Annotated in this window: 17 protein-coding genes and 2 pseudogenes; 10 read left to right on the top strand and 9 right to left on the bottom strand. The window is 72.0% G+C overall.

Going from position 1 to position 20,280, the window contains the following annotated elements; genetic code table 11:
- Positions 1 to 104: 104 nt before the first annotated feature.
- Positions 105 to 1,340, bottom strand: a complete 1,236-nt coding sequence (locus ABZU46_RS24515) for a PHB depolymerase family esterase (protein WP_354861394.1) — start codon at positions 1,338 to 1,340, stop codon at positions 105 to 107.
- A gap of 212 nt (positions 1,341 to 1,552) precedes the next feature.
- Here ABZU46_RS24515 and ABZU46_RS24510 point away from each other — a divergent pair, with 212 nt between their 5' ends.
- The 7 genes from ABZU46_RS24510 (at position 1,553) to ABZU46_RS24480 (ending at position 10,132) form a co-directional block, all read left to right on the top strand.
- Entirely contained in the window at positions 1,553 to 3,385 is a 1,833-nt protein-coding gene (locus ABZU46_RS24510; protein WP_354861393.1) for a DUF2079 domain-containing protein, read from the top strand.
- A 55-nt stretch (positions 3,386 to 3,440) separates the two neighbouring features.
- Positions 3,441 to 4,697, top strand: coding sequence for a hypothetical protein (locus ABZU46_RS24505; protein ID WP_354861392.1), 1,257 nt, complete (start codon positions 3,441 to 3,443; stop codon positions 4,695 to 4,697).
- A 76-nt stretch (positions 4,698 to 4,773) separates the two neighbouring features.
- A complete protein-coding gene (gene lipB / locus ABZU46_RS24500) occupies positions 4,774 to 5,415 on the top strand; it encodes a lipoyl(octanoyl) transferase LipB (RefSeq protein WP_354861390.1) in 642 nt (213 codons plus the stop codon).
- 155 nt (positions 5,416 to 5,570) lie between these two features.
- Positions 5,571 to 5,915, top strand: a complete 345-nt coding sequence (locus ABZU46_RS24495) for a YciI family protein (protein ID WP_354861389.1) — start codon at positions 5,571 to 5,573, stop codon at positions 5,913 to 5,915.
- Between the two features lie 2 nt (positions 5,916 to 5,917).
- Positions 5,918 to 7,147, top strand: coding sequence for a sigma-70 family RNA polymerase sigma factor (locus tag ABZU46_RS24490; protein WP_354861397.1), 1,230 nt, complete (start codon positions 5,918 to 5,920; stop codon positions 7,145 to 7,147).
- A gap of 289 nt (positions 7,148 to 7,436) precedes the next feature.
- Positions 7,437 to 8,432, top strand: a complete 996-nt coding sequence (lipA, locus tag ABZU46_RS24485) for a lipoyl synthase (protein ID WP_354861387.1) — start codon at positions 7,437 to 7,439, stop codon at positions 8,430 to 8,432.
- Positions 8,433 to 8,485: 53 nt separating this feature from the next.
- On the top strand, positions 8,486 to 10,132 hold the full coding sequence (locus tag ABZU46_RS24480; protein WP_354861385.1) for a hypothetical protein: 1,647 nt from the start codon (positions 8,486 to 8,488) through the stop codon (positions 10,130 to 10,132).
- Between the two features lie 16 nt (positions 10,133 to 10,148).
- On the opposite strand, the gene ABZU46_RS24475 is transcribed toward ABZU46_RS24480, so the two are convergent.
- Complete coding sequence (locus tag ABZU46_RS24475; protein WP_354861383.1) at positions 10,149 to 13,040, bottom strand: AAA family ATPase; 2,892 nt, start codon at positions 13,038 to 13,040, stop codon at positions 10,149 to 10,151.
- Positions 13,041 to 13,255: 215 nt separating this feature from the next.
- Positions 13,256 to 13,426, bottom strand: a complete 171-nt coding sequence (locus ABZU46_RS24470; protein WP_354861382.1) for a hypothetical protein — start codon at positions 13,424 to 13,426, stop codon at positions 13,256 to 13,258.
- A gap of 206 nt (positions 13,427 to 13,632) precedes the next feature.
- Here ABZU46_RS24470 and ABZU46_RS24465 point away from each other — a divergent pair, with 206 nt between their 5' ends.
- Entirely contained in the window at positions 13,633 to 14,319 is a 687-nt protein-coding gene (locus ABZU46_RS24465) for a DUF4191 domain-containing protein (RefSeq protein ID WP_354861380.1), read from the top strand.
- A 218-nt stretch (positions 14,320 to 14,537) separates the two neighbouring features.
- Here the strand turns inward: ABZU46_RS24465 and ABZU46_RS24460 are convergent, their stop codons facing one another.
- Positions 14,538 to 14,876 carry an RDD family protein gene (locus ABZU46_RS24460; RefSeq protein WP_354861395.1) on the bottom strand — a complete coding sequence of 113 codons (339 nt, stop codon included), beginning with the start codon at positions 14,874 to 14,876 and terminating at the stop codon, positions 14,538 to 14,540.
- A 321-nt stretch (positions 14,877 to 15,197) separates the two neighbouring features.
- Here ABZU46_RS24460 and glnA point away from each other — a divergent pair, with 321 nt between their 5' ends.
- Entirely contained in the window at positions 15,198 to 16,622 is a 1,425-nt protein-coding gene (gene glnA, locus ABZU46_RS24455; RefSeq protein WP_354861378.1) for a type I glutamate--ammonia ligase, read from the top strand.
- An 81-nt stretch (positions 16,623 to 16,703) separates the two neighbouring features.
- Here glnA and ABZU46_RS24450 read toward each other — a convergent pair whose 3' ends face one another.
- From ABZU46_RS24450 to ABZU46_RS24430, 5 genes and pseudogenes are all read right to left on the bottom strand, one after another.
- Complete coding sequence (locus ABZU46_RS24450) at positions 16,704 to 16,859, bottom strand: hypothetical protein (RefSeq protein WP_354861401.1); 156 nt, start codon at positions 16,857 to 16,859, stop codon at positions 16,704 to 16,706.
- Positions 16,860 to 16,915: 56 nt separating this feature from the next.
- Positions 16,916 to 17,254 (bottom strand): annotated as a pseudogene (locus tag ABZU46_RS24445) (site-specific integrase); the annotation flags it as partial.
- A 180-nt stretch (positions 17,255 to 17,434) separates the two neighbouring features.
- Positions 17,435 to 17,659 (bottom strand): hypothetical protein, encoded by a 225-nt coding sequence (locus ABZU46_RS24440; protein ID WP_354861376.1) that lies wholly within the window; start codon positions 17,657 to 17,659, stop codon positions 17,435 to 17,437.
- A 519-nt stretch (positions 17,660 to 18,178) separates the two neighbouring features.
- Positions 18,179 to 18,580, bottom strand: a complete 402-nt coding sequence (locus ABZU46_RS24435) for a hypothetical protein (RefSeq protein WP_354861399.1) — start codon at positions 18,578 to 18,580, stop codon at positions 18,179 to 18,181.
- Positions 18,581 to 18,885: 305 nt separating this feature from the next.
- Positions 18,886 to 19,422: pseudogene (locus tag ABZU46_RS24430) on the bottom strand (leucine zipper domain-containing protein); the annotation flags it as partial.
- 335 nt (positions 19,423 to 19,757) lie between these two features.
- Between ABZU46_RS24430 and ABZU46_RS24425 the strand changes: the two are divergent.
- Positions 19,758 to 20,093 carry a hypothetical protein gene (locus tag ABZU46_RS24425; protein WP_354861373.1) on the top strand — a complete coding sequence of 112 codons (336 nt, stop codon included), beginning with the start codon at positions 19,758 to 19,760 and terminating at the stop codon, positions 20,091 to 20,093.
- Positions 20,094 to 20,280 lie beyond the last annotated feature (187 nt).

Raw genomic sequence — 20,280 nt, 5'->3', positions numbered from 1 at the left:
CCGGCGCCCAAACCCCAAAACCCCGGCTTTAAAATAAAATTTATCCCCCCCCGCCTGGGCGTGTCGTGAAAAAAAAAACATCAACAACAGGGGGTGGGGGTGGGTCAGCAGCCGATTACCCAGTAGTTGGGGCCGGTCTGCTTGAGGGTGCTGGTGTAGAAGGTGTTGTAGAGGCCCATGCGCTGGTTGGAGCCGTTCGCGTAGGCGTAGCCGCCGGACTGGTAGGCCCGGCCGGCCGTGACGTGCGCGTAGTTGCTCGCGGTCACGCAGGTCGCCGGCGTGGTCGGGGTCGGCGTCGGCGTCGGGCTAACCGTGGGGGTCGGCGTGGTGGTGGCCGTGGGGGTCGGGGTGGGGGTGCTGCCGCCGCCGTTCAGACCGAAGAAGAGCGCGTCGCGGTACGTCGAGCAGATGGTGTCCAGGAAGTACGCGCCAGCGGTGCCGCACTGGTCCGCGGCGGAGCCCGGGTCGACCGGGGTGCCGTGGCCCATGCCGGAGACCCGGTAGAGGCGTACCTCGTCGTTGCCGTACACCTCCAGGCTGGTGTTGCCGGGCAGCGACGACGTGCTGGTCGGCGTCTGCGAGATCCCCCGCACGTTGGTCCACTGGTCGCGGGACTCGGTGCCGTTGAGCGGGGTGACCGTGGTGTCCGACGTGCCGTGCCAGATGGCCACCCGGGGGCGCGGGCCGGTGTAGCCGGAGTAGGCGCCACGGACCAGGTCGCCCCAGGCGGCCGGGGTCTTGTCCGTGCCCGGGTTCATGCAGCTGAACGCGTTGACCATGCTCGTGGCGCAGCGGTACGGGATGCCGGCGATGATCGATCCGGCGGCGAACACGTCCGGGTAGGTCGCCAGCATGACGGCGCTCATCGCCCCGCCCGCCGAGAGGCCGCTGACGAAGACGCGGGAACCGTCGACCGCGAAGTTCGCCTTGGCGTGGTCGACCATCTGCTTGATCGACAGTGCCTCGCCCTGACCCCGGGTCGTGTCGCCGCTCTCGAAGAAGTTGAAGCAGGAGTTGGCGTTGTTGCCGGACGGCTGCTGGGCGACGATCAGGGCGAACTTCCACTGGTCGGCGTACTTCTGCCAGCCGGAGCCGGCGAAGTAGCCGGAGGCGTTCTGGGTGCACCCGTGCAGCAGCACCACGGCCGGGGAGTTGGCCGGCAGGTTGTCCGGCCGGTAGGCGTACATGGCGAGGTTGCCCGGGTTGGAGCCGAAGCCGGTGACCTGGGTGAGGGTGGCGGCCTGGGCGGGCGTGGCGAGGGTGATCGCGCCCGCGGCGGCGAGGACGAGCCCGGCGACCGCACCGAGCAGCCGGTTGAGGGTGGACGAGGAGCGGCGCACGGCGGCCTCCTGAGAGGGGCAGACTGTGAACTGGGTCACGGTCGAGTTGCCGAGACGTTACGACGATGTGTCGGAGCTATGACATGGGGCACACTCACACATTCACGGCAGCCGTTGTGTACGACGAACCATGGCCACCGCGAGGGCAGCGGAGCCGACAACAACCGCCGGTCTGACCGGCTCGTCCAGGTCCGGTTGGTAACGTCCGCTGCGTGCCGTCCTCCCCGTCGCTGGCCACCGGGCCCGCACCCGCGTCGCCGCCGCGCGCCCTCCGGGACCGCCGGGCCGACCTGATCGTCGTGCTGGTGGCGCTCGCGCTCGCCGTCTGGGTGACCAGCGGCCTGTGGCGGGACCCGAACGTGCGCGCGATCACCGTCAACTCCAGCGACCAGGCGCTGTTCGAGTGGCTGCTGGCCTTCGGCGGGCATGCGGTCACCCACGGGGAGAACCCCTTCTTCACGTACCTGATCAATGTCCCGGACGGCGTGAACCTCGCGGTCAATACCTCGATCACGGTGTACGCGGTGGTCTTCGCCCCGCTCACGTACCTCATCGGGCCACCGGCGACGTTCCTGGTGATCCTCACCCTGAACCTGCTCGCCACCGCGCTGGCCTGGTACTGGCTGCTCTCCCGGCACGTGGTGCGCAGCCGCCTCGCCGCCGGGGTCGGCGGCCTGTTCATCGCCTACTCCCCCGGCATGGTCTCGCACGCCAACGCCCACCTGAACTGGACCGCCGGCTGGCTCGTGCCGCTGCTGATCTGGCGGCTGTTCGCGCTGCGCCGCCCCGGGCACTGGCTGCGCGATGGGGTGATCCTCGGCGTCGTGGTCGCGGTGGCCTTCTCGATCGCCGCCGAGGGCCTGTTCTTCGCCGCCCTCGCGCTCGGCGTGTTCGTCGCCGTCTGGGCGCTGCACCCGGCCCACCGCGCCGAGGCCCGAGCCGCCCTACCCACCTTCGTCCGTGGGCTCGGCGTGACCGCGGTGGTCGCCGGGGTGCTGCTGTCGTACCCGCTGTGGCTGCACTTCGCCGGGCCGCAGCGGTTCCACGGCACCGGCTTCGACCCGGTGATCCACTCCGAGGACATCGCCGCCTTCGCCGCCTTCCCGCGCCGCTCCCTGGCCGGGGAGGTCGGGCTGGGCACCTCGCTGGCCCCGAACCCTACCGAGGAGAACTCGTTCTTCGGGATCCCGCTGCTCGTGCTCACCGTGGTCTGCTTCGTCGCGCTCTGGCGACGCGCCGACCCCGGCCGTCGGGCCGTCCTCTGGGCGCTGGGCGTCGTCGCGGTGATCTTCACGGTGCTGTCCTTCGGGCCGGTGGCGAAGATCGACGGACGCCGCACCGACCTGCCGATGCCGTTCGACGTGCTCGGGCAGCTGCCGGTGGTGAATGCCGCGCTGCCCGCCCGGCTGGCCCTGGTGGTGGCACCGGTGATCGGGGTGCTGCTGGCGTACACCCTCGACCAGCTGCGGGCCGCGCCGCCCCGGCACCGTTCGACGGAGCTGGCCTGGGCGCTGGGGTTCGCGGTGGCCCTGCTGCCGCTGCTGCCCACCCCGCTGTTGACCCGGGAGCGGGAGCCCATCCCGCACTTCATCACGTCCGGCGCCTGGCGGCAGTACGTCTCCGACGGCAACACCTTGACTCCGGTGCCGCTGGCCGTCGACGTCTACCCGGACGGCCAGCGCTGGCAGGCGTACGCGCTGTCGCACCGGCAGGGCGAGTTCGCGATCCCCGGCGGCTTCTTCCTCGGCCCCGGCGGTCCGGACGGGCGGGGCCGGATCGGGCCGGTGCCGCGCACGCTGAGCGCGCTCATGGACGAGGCCGGCCGCACCGGGCTGATGCCGATCATCACCGACGGCACGAAACGGGAGGTCAGCTCCGACCTGCGGCACTGGCGGATCGAGACGGTGGTCCTCGCCGACGAGGTGCACGGCGCGAAGTTCGAAGTCGACGAGGCGGCGGTCCGGCGTACCGCCACCGCCCTGTTCGGCGAGCCGCAACGGGTCGACGACGTCTGGCTCTGGCGCATCCCACGGGCCGACCAATAGGAACGGCACGACGGACGGGGCTTCGTCATCGGTCTTCGTGGCTTCTAATGGGGCGATGAGAACGACGGGCAGACGACTGCGGCGCGGGGTCACGGTCGGTGTCGCGCTCGCGCTGGTGGCGCTCAGCGTGCCAGCAGCCACGGCCACCGGCAGCACAGCCACCGGCAGCACAGCCACCGGCAGCACGGTGCCGTCGAAGGTGCACCAGCCGTGGCTGTGGCAGGCCACCGTCGAGCAGCGCCCGGCCGGGCCGGCCGCGTTGGTCTTCTTCACCAGCCGCACCCGATTCCTGGAGTCGACCGGCGTGCTGGTCGGCCGGGACGGCGGTTACCGGCTGATCCCCCTACACGTCGGTGAGGACCACGGGCTGCTCTCCCCGGACGGGCGGCACTACCTGCGGCCGTCCGGCGAGTTGTTGGACCTCACCACTGGGCAGCAGCACCGCCCGATCCACACCGGGATGCAACCGCTGGCCTGGTCGCCGGACGGGCATCGGGTCCTGAGCACCCGCAGCAACGACGACGCGGTGATCAGCTACGGGCCGGACAACCAGCAGCTCAACGACCCGGAGAAGCCCGACGACCTACTCGTCCTCGACCCGTACCGCGGCACCGAGCGGGTGGTCGCGGCCGGCACCTTCGCCGCGCACACCGCGGCGGCCTGGTCACCGGGCGGCGATCTGGTGGCGGTGGCCGGCCCGGCCGACGTGCCCGCGTCGATCGCCGAACGACAACGGCTGGTGGTCGTCGACCCGACCAACGGCAGCGTTCGCTGGCAGGTCGAGCTGGGCGATCGGCGGATGCTGGCCGGTCCGGCCGCCTGGCACCCGGACGGCCGGCGGATCGCGCTGCTCGCCTTCGACGGCTGCGCCGGCCTCCGCTGCACCTCCGAACAGGTGGCGGCACGTACCTGGCGGATCGAGTTCCTGGACGCCGCCACCGGCCACGCCGTCGGCCAACCGCTGCCGGTCGCCGCGTCGACCACGGAGATCGTCGGCTGGCGCGGGGTCGACCCGGTGGTGAAGCAGTCAGTCGTGGCGGACGGCGACGACCGGCGGGCCGTTCTCGCCGCGGTGTCGCCCGGCGGCGGCCGGGACGTGCTGGTCACCGCACCGCCCGGGTCGACCGATCTGGCGGTGCCGGGCGAACTGCTGGCTCGGGCCGCGTTCGGCGGCCCGGAGCCCCGGCCGTCGCCGTTCGCCGCCCCGCTCTGGCTCTACCTCGCGCTGGCCGTGCCGACGCTGGCCGCCATCGCCCTCCTCGTCCGCCGCCTGCGCCGTGAACGCCCGGCCGACCCCGTGCCGAGCACCTGAGCCGGGGGCACCGCTGGGCGGCCGGTGAGGCGGCTCACCAGGGATGATCGCCGAGAACGGGACTAGGCTGGACGCCGTGACGACGACGACCTCCGGCCTGACGGCCGTCCGCGCCGGCCTGCTCGACTACCAGGCCGCCTGGGACGAGCAGCGGCGCCTGCACGAGTCGGTGGTGGCGGGCGAGCGCGGCGACACCGTGCTGCTGCTGGAGCACCCGAGCGTCTACACCGCGGGCAAGCGCACCGAGCCCTGGGACCGCCCCATGGACGGCACCCCGGTCGTCGACGTGGACCGGGGCGGCAAGATCACCTGGCACGGCCCGGGGCAGCTCGTCGGTTACCCGATCCTGCGGCTGCCCGACCCGGTGGACGTGGTCGCCTACGTCCGCCGCACCGAGGAGCTGCTCATCGACGTGTGCGCCGAGTTCGGCCTGGCCGCCGGCCGGGTCGAGGGGCGCAGCGGAGTCTGGGTGCCCGAGGACGACCGGGGGCCGGCCCGCAAGGTGGCCGCCATCGGCATCCGGGTGGCCCGGGGCGTCACCCTGCACGGCTTCTCGGTCAACTGCGACTGCGACCTGACGTACTTCGACCGGATCGTCCCGTGCGGCATCCGCGACGCCGGCGTCACCTCGCTCACCGCCGAACTGGGCCGCCCGATCAGCGTCGCCGACGTGCTCCCGGTGGTCGAGCGCCGACTCGGCACCCTCGTCGAGGTCTGAACGTCCGGCCGGCGGGCCGACCGTCGACCAGAAATTCCGCACCGGGTGTCCCGTGGAGGGTCCGACCGATCGTCCCTATGGTGGAGTCGGCGACCAGCGCCGACTCGACACCTGAGGCCGGCGTCCACCGCCCGGCCCGGACGCGAGGAGCGGACATGCCCACCTACATCGCGCTGACCTACACCGCGGACGTCGACTGGAGCAGCCCCGAGCAGGCCGCCGAGATGGCCGAGTACCGGGAGTTCGGCGAGGCCGCACGCGCGGTGATCCGCGGCGGCAGCGCGCTCTACCCGACGGCCACCGCGACCACCGTACGGGTCTCCGGCGGCAAGGGCGGCGACGTGCTCACCACCGATGGCCCGTACGCCGAGACCAAGGAAGCCCTGACCGGCTTCTACCTGCTCGAATGCGCGGACCTGGACGAGGCCGTGGCGACGGTCGCGAAGATGCCCGCGGCCTGGAACGGCGCGGTCGAGGTACGCCCCGTCATCCCGCTGTGACCCTGACCGGCGACGCGGCGACAGCCGGCGACGCGGCCGCGCGAGTGATCCGGGCCGAGCGTCCCCGGATCCTCGCCACGCTGATCCGCGTCACCCGCAGCGTCGACCTCGCCGAGGACGCCACGCAGGACGCGATCGTCCGCGCCCTGCGGGTGTGGACGCGGGACGGCGTACCGGACAACCCACGCGGCTGGCTGTTGGTCGTGGCACGGCGGCGGGCGGTCGACGTGATTCGCCGGGAGGCCCGCCGCGCCGGGAAGGAGGCCGAGGCCGTGGCGCTGCTCGATCCCGCACCGGACTCGCCCGAGGCCGTCCGGGACGACCTGCTCCGGCTGATCTTCACCTGCTGCCATCCGGCGCTGTCCCTGGACGCGCAGGTGGCCCTGGCGCTGCGCACCCTCGGCGGGCTGGCCACCGCCGAGGTGGCCCGCGCCCTGGTGGTGCCCGAGGCAACCATGGCCAAGCGGCTCACCCGGGCAAAACAGAAGATCAGCCGGGCGGGCATCCCCTACCGTGTCCCGACGGCCGAGGAACTGCCGGGCCGGCTTGCCGGCGTCGCCGCCACCGTCTACCTGATCTTCAACGAGGGTTACACGGCCGGTGCCGGCGACGACCTGATCCGGGTCGGGCTGGCGGACGAGGGTCTCCGGTTGGCGCGGCTGCTGGTCGAGCTGATGCCGGACGAGCCGACCGTGCTCGGCCTGCTGGCCCTGCTCCTGTTGCAGGACTCCCGGCGGCTGGCCCGGGTCGACGACGGCGGCCGGCCGCTCCTTTTGGCCGAGCAGGACCGCTCGCACTGGGACCGGGCGGCGATCACCACCGGTGTCGCGCTGGTCGGTCAGGCCCTGCGCCGCACCCCGGACAATCCCGACCGGTACGTCGTCCAGGCCGCCATCGCCGCCTGCCACGCCCTCGCCCCGTCCTACGACCAGACGCCCTGGGACGCGGTGATCTCCTGGTACGACGTGCTGCTCACCGTGCACGACACACCTGTGGTACGGCTGAACCGGGCGGCCGCCGTCGGCGAGCGGGACGGCCCCGCCGCCGGGCTGGCTCTGGTGGAAGCGATCGTCGGGCTGGACGGCTACCCGTGGTTCCACGCCACCCGCGGCGAGTTGCTGCACCGCCTCGGCCGGGCCGACGAGGCCGCCACGGCGTACCGGGCGGCGCTCGCACTGGACCTCAACGGCCCGCAGTCGGCCCGGCTCCGCGACCGGCTCGCCGAGTGTTGACAGGTCCGTGGCGCACGGGCCCGGCGCGACCTGACGCCGGCCCGTATGTCTGCTCGGGGCGAGCAGTGTCGCGCGGCACGCGCATGACGTCCCGCTGGTCGGCGACGAAGCCCTACTCCGCGTCGAGCGACGGTACTGGCGGTCGCCGCCGACACTGATCGCAGCACCCCGGCCCCGCGCGTGTGACGCCAATTTTCGGCTTGCCGGTGTCAGGCGTCACAACGTTCGGGGCGTGACGCCGGTCGCCTGACGCACATAGACGCCCGCCATCCGGCGTAGGCTCGTTTTCGTGACGATCGAGCACTCCGCGCCGACGACCGGCCAGGCAGCGCGTACCGCAACGGCCGCCCCCGAGGGGCGTCGCCTGCTGCGGATCGAGGCGCGCAACGCCGAGACGCCGATCGAGCGCAAACCGCCATGGATCAAGGTCAAGGCCAAGATGGGCCCGGAGTACACCCAGCTGCGCGGGCTCGTCTCGCGCGAAGGGCTGCACACCGTCTGCCAGGAGGCCGGCTGCCCCAACATCTACGAGTGTTGGGAAGACCGGGAGGCCACCTTCCTCATCGGCGGCGACCAGTGCACGCGGCGCTGCGACTTCTGCCAGATCGACACCGGCAAGCCGGCCGAGTTCGACGCCGACGAGCCGCGCCGGGTCGCCGAGTCGGTCGTCTCGATGGGCCTGCGGTACGCCACCATCACCGGCGTCGCCCGCGACGACCTGCCCGACGGCGGCGCCTGGCTGTACGCCGAGACCGTCCGGCAGATCCACGCCCTGCAGCCCGGCTGCGGCGTCGAGCTGCTCATCCCCGACTTCAACGCCGTGCCCGAGCAGTTGGCCGAGGTCTTCGGCTCCCGGCCCGAGGTGCTGGCCCACAACGTGGAGACCGTGCCGCGCATCTTCAAGCGCATCCGGCCGGCGTTTCGCTACGACCGCTCGCTGGACGTGATCCGGCAGGCCCGCGCCGACGGCCTGGTCACCAAGAGCAACCTCATCCTGGGCATGGGCGAGGAGCGGGCCGAGATCTCCCAGGCGCTGCGCGACCTGCACGAGGCGGGCTGCGAGCTGATCACCATCACGCAGTACCTGCGCCCCTCCCCCCGGCACCACCCGGTGACCCGCTGGGTCAAGCCGGAGGAGTTCGTGGAGCTGCGCGAGGAGGCCGAGGAGATCGGCTTCGCCGGGGTGATGAGCGGGCCGCTGGTGCGCTCGTCGTACCGGGCCGGCCGGCTCTACAAGCAGGCGCTCGACGCCCGCGCCGCCACCCCGGTCGCCACCGCAGGCTGACCCGCCGACAGCGCCGCACGGGCCGTGCGGCGTCCGGGTGTCATGATCGTGCGATGACCGCCGGGGTACGCGAACAGCCGCGCGGCGCGGGTCGACCGCGTCCACGGCCCGGTTCGCGCCTCGGCCTGGTCGGCTGGCTCACCGCCCTGACAGTGCTCGCCGGGGTCGGCTACCGGCTCTGGCTGCTGGGCCACGCCACTCCCCCGACGAACAGCGACGAGGCCACCATGGGGCTGGCCGCGCTGCACATCGCCCGGGGCGAGGGTTTCCCGGTCTGGTTCTACGGTCAGCAGTACATGGGCACGCTGGAGGCGTACCTGGCCGCGCCGGTGTTCGCCCTGGCCGGCCCGTCCCTGTTCGGCCTGCGGCTGCCCACCCTGGCGCTGTACGCGCTGTTCCTGCTGCTGACCTGGCGGCTGACGCTGCGGCTGACCGGGGACCGCTGGTTCGCCCTGCTGGCGGTGGCGCTGCTGGCGCTCGGCGCCGACCGGGTGGTCAAGAACCAGTTGATCGCCGGCGGCGGCTACCCCGAGATGAACGCGGCCGGGGTGGCGCTCGCCCTGCTCGCCGTCGACCTGGCCGCCGGCCGGCCCGGGTGGCGACTCGTCCGCTGGGCGGTCTGGGGGTTCCTGGCCGGGCTGATGCTCTGGGTCGACCCGCTGGTGCTGCCGTACGTCGTGGCGACCGGGGCGGTGCTTGTCGGGTTCCGCCACCGGGAGCTGCGCGGGCGGGCCGGAGCGCTGCTCGGGGCGGCGGCCGTGCTGGGGGCTGCCCCGCTGCTGGGGCACAGCCTGCTGACCGGCCGCAACCCGCTGCACGCGGTGCTCGCCGCCGGCGGGGCGGACGCCACCGCGAGCTGGGCGGACCGGCTGCACGGCGGGCTGCTGCTCGGGCCGCCGCTCGGCATGGGGTTCTGCGGCCCCGGATCCTGCGCCACCTGGCAACTGTGGTGGACGTACGCGCTGCCGGTGCTGCTGGTCGTCGCCGCCGGCACGGCCTGGCGGACGCTGCACCGCCCACCCGGCTCGGGCGGTGCGGACGGCTCACCTGGTACGGACGGCTCACCTGGTACGGACGGTTCGGCGCCCCGGGTCGCGGCGGCCATGCGGCTGGCTCTCGTGCTGGCCGCGGTGGCCACCCTCGGCGCGTACACCCTGAGCAGTTCCTCCGGCCTCACCCCGGCGGAGAGTGCGCGCTACCTGTCCACCCTGCTCATCTCCGTGCCGGCGCTGCTCTGGCCGGTCTGGACGCTGGCCCGGCCTGGCCCCGGGTGGACGGCGGCCCGGCCGGCGGCGCTGGTCGTCCTCGTTGCCACGCTGCTCACCGCCGCCTACGCCACCGGTCAGGCGGCGCTGACGGCCCCGGCGACCCGGGCCGCCGAGGCCCGGCACGCCGAGCTGGTGGCCACGCTGCGCCACCTTGGCGTACGACACGTCCGCGCCGGCTACTGGACCTGCAACCGCCTCACCTTCGCGAGCGCCGAGGACGTCGTCTGCGCGGTCGTCGACGACACCCTGCGCCCCGGCTTCGACCGCTACCCCGCGTACCGCCGGGAGGTGGAGCGCGCGGCGGCGCCGGCCTGGGTCGCGCCGACCGGCTCGCCGCTGGCGGCCCGGCTCGACGAGCGGCTCGGCACCGACCCGGGCGACCTCGACCTGGTCACCCTCGACGGCTGGCGGATCTACCTGCCGCGCGGCTGAGGAGACCGCGGCGCCCTCAGCGGGGCTCGGCGGGCTCGGCGAGCAGGCCGAGACGGCGGGCCAGCGCGGCGGCCTCCCCGCGGTTGGTCACGTCGAGCTTGGCGATGATCCGGGAGACGTGCACGCTTGCCGTCTTCGGGGAGATGAACAACCGCTCGGCGATCCGGCTGTTGCTGTGCCCCTCGGCGACCAGCCGCAGCACCTCCCGTTCCCGGGACGTCAGCAGATCGGCCCCGGCCCCGCCGTTGCCCGTCCCCCGCAGGCCGACCCGCCGCGCCAGGGTGGCGGCCGTCTCGGCCAGCGGCGTCGCGCCCAGCCGCCGGGCGATCTGGGCCGCCTCGGTGACCGCCGCCGACACCTCGTCGCGCTCGCCCGCGGCGGCGGCGGCCTCGGCCAGCGCCAGCAACGCCCGGCCGAGCGGGTACGGCTGCCCGTCGGTGCGCCACGCCTGCACCGCCGCCCGCCACGCCGGCAACGCCTCGTCGTCGGCCGCCAGCAGGGCGCTGACCTGGGCAGTGTGCGCCCGCGCGGCCGGGTGTCGCGCCGGCAGGTCGGCCGCGAGCGCGCCGACGGCGGCGGCCAGCTCCCCGTCACCCACCCGGGCGGCGGTACGCGCGGCGGCGCTCAGCACCGGCCAACCCTCGCGGGGCAGCTGCGGCAGGCTGTCGTCGGCCACCGCGACCCGGGCCGCGCGGACCGCCTCGACCTTGTCGTCGGCGGCCAGCGCCGCCTCGATGCCCAGCTCGTGCAGGGGCAGTCGGTGGTTCGGCCACAGGTAGGGGCGGCCGAGGAAGGCCAACGCCCGGTCGACCATCTCGTCGGCCCCCGGGTGCGCCCGCGCCAGCCGCAGACCGGCCCCCAACTGCAACCAGTGCAGCCCGGTGACGCCGGACAGGTCGATCCGGGCGGCCTCCGCGCAGACCGTCTCGGCCTCGTCCCACCGACCCAGCGCGATGAGCGCCTCGGCCCGGTTGGACAGCAGGTACGCCCCGGTCGAGCGGCTGATCCCCACCCGCCGCGCCTCGGCCAGGCCGGCCTCGGCCGCCTGCGCGGACTCGGCGTAGCGGCCCAGCTCGCAGAGCACGTCCGACTGGAACACCTTGACCAGCACGAGAGCCGCCGTGTCCCCGGCCGCCTGGGCCACGGCCTCGGCGCTGCCCAGCTCGGCCAACCGGTTGTCCAGCTGCTGGTGGCAGAGCAGGGCGATCCGGGTCGGCAGCAGGGCCAGCTCCTCGCCGAGCGCCTCGGCGTCCGTGCTCGCCTCGGCGGCGACCCGGGCCGCCTGCTCAGGATCGATCTTGACCAGGTGGGCGGCGACGTCGGCGAGCAGCCGGACGCGCTCCACCCCGAAGGGCCCGCTGGCCGCCAGGCGGTACGCCTCATCCAGCTCCCGCCGGCCGTCGCTCTTGCCGAGCAGGGCCATCAGCCGGCCCCGCTGGTCCAGCAGGCGGGCGGCGCGCAGCGGTGCGGCGTCGGCGTCCACCTCGGCCAGGCCGGCGCGGGTCAACGTGATGGCCCGACTGAAGTCGCCGGCCGTGACCGCCGCGTCCAGGGTCTGCTCCAGCAACGCCAGGTGGTCCATGCCGAGCAGGTCGGCCGCGTCGGGCACCAGCTCCCACAGCTCCAACGCCCGCTCCAGCAGTCGACGCTGTTCGGCGTAGGCGTACCGGTCGGCGGCGGCGCAGGCCGCGACCCGCGCGGCGACCAGGGCACGGGGATGGTCGTGCGCCGCGTACCAGTGGTGGGCGATCTCGGCCGGAGCGCGGCCGGCGACGACCAGGTGCGGCTGGGCCTCGATCGCGGCGGCGAACCGCGCGTGCAGCCGGGCGTGCTCACCGGGCAGCAACTCGTCGTGCACAGCCTCACGCACCAGGGCGTGCCGGAACTCGTAGTCGCCGTCCGGGTCGGCCACCACCAGTTGGGCCGCGACGGCGGCGCGCAACGCGTCCTCCAGCTCGGCCTCGGGCAGGCCGGCGACCTCGGCGAGCAGACCGTGGGCGAAGCGGGTGCCGCCGGCAGCGGCGATCCGCAGCACCCGCTGAGCCGGCTCGGGCAACCGGTCCACCCGGGCCAGCAGCAGGTCGCGCAGCGTCTCGGGCAGCGCCGCGCAGCCGAGCGGGGAGCCGGCGACGGCCAGCTCCTCGATGAAGAAGGGGTTGCCCTGCGTACGGTCGTGGATGTCGTCGACGGCACGGGGCGACGGCTCGCCGCCGAGCAGGTCGGCGAGGATCGCGCCGGTGCCGTCGCGGTCCAGCCGGCCCAGCTCGACCCGCTCGACACCGCGTGCCCGGTCCAGCTCGGCGAGGAACGGGCGCAGCGGGTGGCCACGCTGCAACTCGTCCGTGCGGTAGGTGCAGACCAGCAGCAGCCGGCCCGGCCGCGCGGCCCGGACCAGGAAGCCGATCAGATCCCGGGTGGAACGGTCCGCCCAGTGCAGGTCCTCGATGATCAGCAGCAGTGGCCGGGCGTCGGCGAGCCGCTGGAACAGCTCGGCGACCAGGTCGAACAGGTATCCACGGGGGGCGTCGGTCAGTGGTCGCGCGCTCGGCGCGGTCGACCCCGCCGGCACCCGGCCCAACTCCGGCAGCAGGCGGGCGAACTCCGCCTCGTAGCCGGCGAAGACCTCCGCGCCGTCGGCGCGCAACACCGCGCGCAGCGCCGCGGCGAACGGGGCGAACGGCAGACCCGCCTCACCCAACTCCAGGCACTGACCGACCAGCACCCGGGCGCCCGCGGCGGTGGCCCCGGCCGCGAACTCCTCCAGCAGCCGGGTCTTGCCCACGCCCGCCTCGCCACCGACCAGCACGGTGGCCGGATCGCCCTTCCCGGCCCGGCCCAGCGCGTCCCGCAGCGTCGCGATCTCACGCTGGCGGCCGACGAGGACGGAACTGGCGGCACGTACGGTCACGGGACCGAGCATGCCATGACCGGACGGAACACCGGCCCCGCCGATCGGCCGGCGCCGCGGCGACAGGGCGGCTGCCCCGGACCCGGGCCCGCCGGCCGGCGGCTCGGACCCGGGCCCGCCGGCTGACGGCCCGGGCCCGGGCGCCGGTCCGTCGTGCCGGTCGGCCGGTGGGACGGGCCCGGGCCCGCTGGGCGCGTTGGGTACGGCGGTCGTGGTCACCGGCGGTCGTCACCCGCGCGGCGGGCCGGCTGGCGGCGGCCCAGCCAGGTACGACCCGAGCGGCGCGGCACCGACCGCGCCAGTCGTTGCGCCGCAGCCTCGGCCCGCAGCTCAGCGGCGTGGGTACGGTGCACGGAGAGCAGGAAATCTACGTCGTTGCCAAACATGTCGGGCTCCTTCGTCGCGTCGTCGTCCTCTGCTGACGACTCTTCGCGCGAAGGCCCCGGCCCGGCATGGGCACACCGCCTCATCTTGCCCGGCCGTACCCTCCTTACCCGCCCGGTCGGAGCGCCTGAGGCGACGTAAGGTACTCAGCCGGCCGGCACCCGGACGCGGATCAACGCGGCCGGCGGGGACCACTAGACTCTGCGGCATGGCAAAGCCCCAGGAGAAGGTCTCGTTCGGCCAGCGGCTGAAGCAGATCGGGATGGTGTTCCAGTTCACCGCCAAGCAGGACCGGTGGTTCGCGCCGCTGGTCGCCGCAGCGGTGCTCATCCCGCTCGCGCTCACCGTGGTCGCGGTGATCCTCTGGAGCTGGATCTGGCTGCCGCTGGGCATCCTGTTCGCCCTGCTCGCGGTGCTGATCGTGCTGAACCTGCGGTCCAACAAGGCGATGATGAACGCCGCCGAGGGGCAGCCCGGCGCGGCGGCGCAGATCATGGACAACATGCGCGGCGACTGGCGGGTCACCCCTGCCGTCAGCTCGACCACCCAGATGGACATGGTCCACCTGGTGATCGGCCGGCCGGGCGTGATCCTGCTGGCCGAGGGCAACCCGCAACGGGTGCGCGGCCTGCTCGGGCAGGAGAAGCGACGGCTCGCCAAGGTCATCGGCTCCGCCCCGCTGCACGACTACGTGATCGGTCAGCAGGAGGGCGAGCTGCCGATCCGCAAGCTGCGCACGACGCTGCTGCGGCTGCCCCGCGCGCTCAGCGGCAAGGACGTCAACGCGCTGGACAAGCGACTCAAGGCGCTCACCGCCCGTCCGCAGATGCCCAAGGGCGCGATCCCGAAGAACATGCGGCCGCCGGGCGCCTCCCGCCAGTCGCGGGGTCGCTGACCCTCAGGTGTACGCGTCAATGAGCCGGACCCGCACGGGTCCGGCTCCTTCGCGTACCCCCTCATGACCCGGCTCCCGGCTCCCGGCTCCCGGCTCCCGGCCATGATCGTGCTCGATCCTGGATGTAGTGGCCTCGTGCGCGGCGGATGCCACTGCATCCAGGATCGAGTGCGATCTTGCGGGTCGTGCGAGGGCGGAACGACCCTGCGGGGGTCGGCTCAGCCGCGCGGGGCGTCGACGATGACCGAGTCGACGAGGCGGTCGTGCACGCCCCGACGGTGCTCGTCCATGATCAGCGCGGGGACGACGAGCGCCAGCAGCACGCCCCGGGCCAGCGCGCGGAGCACGCCGATCCGGCCTCCGTCGTGCCAGTTCACGCAGCGGACCTTGGTGATGTACATGCCCGGCGTCTGGGCGAAGAGGCCGAGGAAGATGCCGTACTCCAGGATCAGCACCAGCACCGGCAGCCATGGATGCTGAATCGGCCCACCGAAGATGTTGGCCACCAGCAGGCAGAGCACCCAGTCGATGATCAACGCTCCGAAGCGTCGACCCAGGCTCGGCGGGGTGAAGGTGGGATCGGTGGCCGGCGCTGCCGGGACGTGCGGATTGGTCACAGCGATCAAGGGTATCCGCGTCCGAATCGGGGCCTCGGATCGCCGTCACCACTGCGTGCCGATTCGGGCCAATGGCATCAAGTGTCATTACACTGGCACAGCCGGTACGGCGTTCGCGCAGGCTGAGTGCGTGGACAGGAGCGTCGCTGACGCTCCGCGAGGGACGTAACACGGCAGAAACACTCAAGACATGGCCGGGCAACCCCCCGGCCATAGCGTCGCCAGGAGCCTAGCCACCCCGTGGACGTGCCAGGAGGATGTGTGTTCGCCAATCCCGAGGAACTGCTGCGATACCTCAAGAACGAGGACGTGAAGTTCGTCGACGTTCGTTTCTGTGACCTGCCCGGCGTGATGCAGCACTTCAACCTGCCGGTCGAGTCCGTCAACGACGACCTCTTCACCGACGGCCTCGCGTTCGACGGTTCGTCGATCCGCGGTTTCCAGGCGATCCACGAGTCGGACATGCTCCTGCTCCCGGACGTCGCCACCGCGTTCATCGACCCGTTCCGGGCGCAGAAGACCCTCGCGCTCAACTTCTTCATCCACGACCCGTTCACCCGCGAGGCCTACACCCGCGACCCGCGCAACGTCGCGAAGAAGGCCGAGGCGTACCTCGCCGCGAGCGGCATCGCCGACACCGCCTACTTCGGCGCCGAGGCGGAGTTCTACATCTTCGACTCGATCCGCCACGAGACCTCGGCGCACCAGTCGTTCTACTACATCGACTCGGTCGAGGGCGCGTGGAACACCGGCCGCGAGGAGGAGGGCGGCAACCGCGGTTACAAGACCGCGTACAAGGGCGGCTACTTCCCGGTGCCCCCGGTCGACCACTACGCCGACCTGCGCGACTCGATCGTGCGTCGGCTCGTCGACACCGGCTTCACCGTGGAGCGCTCGCACCACGAGGTGGGCACCGCCGGTCAGTCCGAGATCAACTACCGGTTCTCCACCCTGCTGCACGCCGCCGACCAGCTCCAGCTCTTCAAGTACATCGTGAAGAACGAGGCCTGGGCCAACGGCAAGACCGCGACCTTCATGCCCAAGCCGCTGTTCGGCGACAACGGCTCCGGCATGCACACCCACCAGAGCCTCTGGCTCAACGGTGAGCCGCTGTTCTACGACGAGACCGGCTACGCCGGCCTGTCCGACACCGCCCGCTGGTACATCGGCGGCCTGCTGCACCACGCGCCGTCGCTGCTGGCCTTCACCAACCCGACGGTCAACTCGTACCGTCGCCTGGTGCCCGGCTACGAGGCCCCGGTCAACCTGGTCTACTCGCAGCGCAACCGCTCCGCCTGCACCCGCATCCCGGTGACCGGCAGCAACGCGAAGGCCAAGCGCGTCGAGTTCCGCGTTCCGGACCCGTCGGCCAACGTCTACCTGGCCTTCTCGGCCATGATGATGGCCGGCCTGGACGGCATCAAGAGCAAGATCGAGCCGCCGACGCCGATCGACAAGGACCTCTACGACCTCCCGCCGGAGGAGTGGGGCGACGTCAAGCAGGTCCCGGGCTCGCTGCCGGCGGTGCTCGACTCGCTGGAGGCCGACCACGACTACCTGCTCGACGGCGGTGTCTTCACCCCCGACCTGATCTCCACCTGGGTCGACTGGAAGCGCGCCAACGAGGTCGACCCGGTGCGTCTGCGCCCGACCCCGCACGAATTCGCCATGTACTACGACTGCTGAGCCTGATCAAGGCTCTGACCTGCACCAACAGGATCACTACTGATCTTGGGTACAGGTTGGGTACAACCTCACGGACGGCGGTCATGCCCGGCTCACAGCCGGCGTGGCCGCCGTTTCGTGTTGGCCGCCGAGCGCACCGTCGATGAGCAACCGGGTCCGGTCGAGCGCGTCCGGCCACTCGTGCACGTAGGTGTTGAGCGTGATGGTCGGCGTGCTGTGCCCCAACGCGAGCTGCACGTCTTCACCGACGCGCCCGCGTGGATCAGAACCGTCGCGTAGTAGTGCCGTAGTCCGTGAATCCCCCACCGCGCCGGCAGCCCGACCGCTCCCCGTGCGGTGGCCCACGTCCGCGAGAAGGTCGCCGCATTGACGGGCTCACCGCCGACACCCTTGAACAGCAGGCGTGCGGCCCGGCGGACCGGCCGGCGACGGTCCGTGTCGTCGTCGACCTCGACCGCGTCGCACCCGTCGGCCAGGTGCTGACGCAACGCCACCGCCACGACGTCAGGCAGCTCGACCGTGCGGGCGCTGGTGCTGGTCTTGACCGGTCCGAGGAACGGCTGACGGCCCTTGAGTACCTTGAGTTGGCGTCGGACGTGCACCTCCCGCACGTCGAAGTCGATGTCGTCCACCTCCAAGCCGAGGATTTCACCCAGGCGCAGCCCGCAACCGGCCGCGAGAAAGTAGCGCTCCGTAGCGGGGGGATGTCCGGCAGGCGTGGTCGTAGGTGGCGCCGCAATGACCCCTAGTCCCCAGCCGCGACCGGGCTCAGCACCGTTGCTGGCCCACAGCACGACTGCACCCTGTTGTTGTCAGGCCTTGCTGTGAGCGAAGGGGTTCCGCCCCGTGGCTGTCAGGTAGAGCGGGAAGAACACAACCCACAGGATCAGACAGCCCAGGAACCACGCCTCCGGGGTCTCCAGTCGGAAAGACCCAAGCGAGACAGCGACCGGGTTCCCGCGCCTCAGTCGCTCCTTGGCGTCCGCGTAAACCCATACGTCGATGGCCAGCACTGCGAGCAGAACGAGGATCGACACCAGTGCGGCAGCGGGTAAACCTGTCATTTGGCCGTGCTTCCGATCGGCTGGTCACGGGATGGCGTCGTCATCATATGTGTGCCGAGCCTGCGGCCATCCCGCCCGCCGCCGACCACACGCGGTGGAGTGGACCGACCTGCGCCAGGCCAGGTGGAGCGGACCTCCTCGTCGGGCAGTCGTAGACCGTCCAGCATCCCCGGACGGGGCCAAGGTCGTTCGTCCGGTAGGGCGCTCCACCTTGTCCCCGTCCGGGGATGCTGGTAGCCCTTGTGGTGCCCGTCGGGGTGATCCGTGGCGGCATCTCCGAGGAGGGCCGGGGTTCGGGGCGGAGCGTGCCCCTCGCCTCGCTGTCGATCCCCCCGTCCCGACCGCGTGGTCCTGCCTGGATTCTTTGTCGGGTCTCAGGACGTGCGTGACAGACCAGTCTCGGGACGTGGGTGACACGTCCGGCTAGACGATCTCTTACGGCTCAGGCTACAAGTCCTGGCGAATGCCTTGGGAGGGGCTAGATTCCGACTGTTATGGAGCCGCTTGGTCAGGTGGTGCGCCGGTCGGCGTGGGGTGGATGCCGAACTTTTCGATCATGAACCGCCAGAACAGGGCGACTCCCTCCTGCGCTGGTCTTTGGATCCGGTCGCTTCGGCCGGTGTGAGTGATGTGCTCGATGGTGATCCAGCCGTTGGTCGAGCGGACCCTGACGACGTCGACGGGTGGTGGTGTGACGGGTTTCGGCGTGACGATGAGGTCGAACATTGAGGTCGTGCCGGCCAGCAGGGCTTCGGCTTCGAACGCGATGACGCTGTCGACGATGTCCAGCACTGGTTCGTAGGTGGCACTGTCGTTGAGGACGCCGTGTAGGCGTGCCGCGATCGTGGGCCATGGCTGTTCGCGGAACTCAGCAGACGACCCCAGGGTGCGCATCCTTTCAGCGTGTCAGACGACGGTAGGTTGTGGCTTCGTGGCTGGAGCCGTCGGTCGCGGAGGTTCGGGTTTGCGGACCTTGAACCGGGCGACCGGTTTGACGGTGGTGCGGGCGACCTCGGTGACGAGCTGGTCGCCGTCGTGGACGCGGAAGGTGGTGTCGGCGGCTTCGACGGTGAGGGTGCGGCCGGCGTGGGTGATGCCGACGTGGATGCGTTGGCCGGCGATGACCAGGGATCCTCGGCAGCTGACGCGGCGTTCGACCTGGAGCGGCTGGGACGCGGGCTGCGGTGGTGGTCCGGCGGGGCCGTGGCCCGGCGGACGACGGCGGCGATGACGCAGAACCGGGAGTGGTCGTCGACGCCGGTGACGACCTTCGCCTCACCACCGTCGGCCAGCTGGATGCCGCCGACGATGTCCATTTGCCAGAGCTCCATCGGCCGGCCGCGTTCCCATCGCCGGTAGTCCTCCCGCCGACGCCGGCGAGGCGTCGGATCGATCAGGCCGTGCCGGATCAGCACCCGATGCACGGTGATCCGCGAAGGGATCGGCCCGGGGCAGTCACGACGGCCAAGCTCAAAGAGCAGGCGACGGGCACCCCATCGCGGGTGGTTCCGGCGCAGCTCACAGATGAGCGCCTCCACCTCAGGAGCAGTCTGGCCAGGCGAGGAACGTGGCCGGCTGGACCGGTCCGCAAGCCCTTCCAGGCCCTCGTCCTGATACCAGGCCAGCCAACGATGCACCGCTTGGCGGGAGACCCCGAATCGTTCTGCGACGTCCGTGACCGTGGATCCGGCCAGCACGTCTTGGACGGCTCGATACCGCTGTTCCATCACGCTCATCTCCACCAACACTCGGCGGAGTGTCACCCAGGTCCTGATACCGATGTGTCACGCAGGTCCCGAGACCGGACACCTGCCTGGATTCTTGCCCGTGAGAACTTTCCATACGTCTTCAAGGCGGCCCTGCGGGCCGCTCGCCCGCCACCTTCGCCGGCCGTCCGCGCCTCGCCGCTTCGCTCCCGGCGCGGCCCGGCGGTGGCCACCGCGAGACCAGTGGACACGCCGAGGCCCCGACCATCCTCATTGGAGGTGACCGGGGCTGAACGCGGAACCAACGATCCACGACGGGGACACCCATACCCTGGGGCATCGCGTGCTACGGCTACCCTGGCGCCGTGACGACCATGGATGTGGCTCAGGCAGTAATGATTGCGCTGGTCGTTGGCGGCAGTGTCACTGTGATCGTGCTCGCCGGTGTTGTTCTAGTGCGCAGCCGACGCGCCGAGACTGCCAGGTTATTCGGTCGGGTGGTGCATCGTCCTCGGCTCTGGGCGTCGGCTGCCGTCTGCTGTGGTCTTGCCGGACTCCTCTTCGAGGCGCAGGCGTTGATGCCCCGAAGCTGGCAGGAATCGGCCCACAACCTCCTTGGTGTGCTCATGCTGGCCTTCTTTGTCCTGTTCTTTGCCCACCTTCTGAGCCAGTGGAGCGCCCAGCGTCGCCAGCACCGATAGGCCGCAAGCCAGGCCGTGACGCACGCTGGCGGACTTCCGGCTCTTCCGCGTTGCCGCCAAGCAACACGCCTCGGGAACCTGCCTCCGGCGGGCAGGGCCTCCGGCCCTACGACCCGGGGTTGGCCTCCGGCGGCCGGGGGGGGACGCCCCCCCCCCCCCTCCGCACCTCGGGGGTCGCCCCGCGCGA

The organism is Micromonospora sp. NPDC005197 (genome assembly GCF_040608295.1).
GTDB lineage: Bacteria > Actinomycetota > Actinomycetes > Mycobacteriales > Micromonosporaceae > Micromonospora.
This window is presented reverse-complemented; position numbering and strand designations above follow the sequence as displayed.

Excerpts from the sequence above, each read along its gene's own strand:
- ABZU46_RS24470 (WP_354861382.1), bottom strand. The coding sequence starts at position 13,426 with ATGTTTGGCAACGACGTAGATTTCCTGCTCTCCGTGCACCGTACCCAC.
- ABZU46_RS24480 (WP_354861385.1), top strand. The coding sequence starts at position 8,486 with ATGACCGCCGGGGTACGCGAACAGCCGCGCGGCGCGGGTCGACCGCGT.
- ABZU46_RS24495 (WP_354861389.1), top strand. The coding sequence starts at position 5,571 with ATGCCCACCTACATCGCGCTGACCTACACCGCGGACGTCGACTGGAGC.
- ABZU46_RS24435 (WP_354861399.1), bottom strand. The coding sequence starts at position 18,580 with ATGCGCACCCTGGGGTCGTCTGCTGAGTTCCGCGAACAGCCATGGCCC.
- ABZU46_RS24465 (WP_354861380.1), top strand. The coding sequence starts at position 13,633 with ATGGCAAAGCCCCAGGAGAAGGTCTCGTTCGGCCAGCGGCTGAAGCAG.
- ABZU46_RS24505 (WP_354861392.1), top strand. The coding sequence starts at position 3,441 with ATGAGAACGACGGGCAGACGACTGCGGCGCGGGGTCACGGTCGGTGTC.